Source organism: Winogradskyella ouciana, from assembly GCF_009709615.1.
In the GTDB taxonomy this organism is placed as follows: Bacteria; Bacteroidota; Bacteroidia; order Flavobacteriales; family Flavobacteriaceae; genus Winogradskyella; species Winogradskyella ouciana.
In genome coordinates, this window is record NZ_WJYA01000163.1 from 1 (window position 1) to 262 (window position 262).

1 protein-coding gene is annotated in these 262 nt (G+C 69.8%); it reads left to right on the plus strand.

Features of this window, described 5'->3' with window-relative positions; genetic code table 11:
- Positions 1-221 (plus strand): hypothetical protein (locus tag F1003_RS18885; RefSeq protein WP_235898426.1); only part of this gene is annotated, 221 nt, incomplete at its 5' end.
- Positions 222-262 lie beyond the last annotated feature (41 nt).

Below are 262 nucleotides of genomic sequence, written 5' to 3' on the forward strand. Positions count from 1 at the left end.
AGGCCGACCGCTACGCCCGGCTGGCGCTGGTGTCCATCAAGGAGAACTCCTCCCACCGCACCTGGGACCGGCTGCGCGAGATGTACCGGCTCACCAACCAGTATTCCGACTACGCCAAGATCCAGGATCTGCGGGAGGAGATCCAGCGGGTGATGCCCAGGGCCAAGGGCCAGGGGCTGGGGCCGGGACTGGGTCCGGCGGGCAAGAGCGTGCGGATCTGATGCCGGTGTGACGTCCACGGGCCGCCCGGACCCCGCGGTGC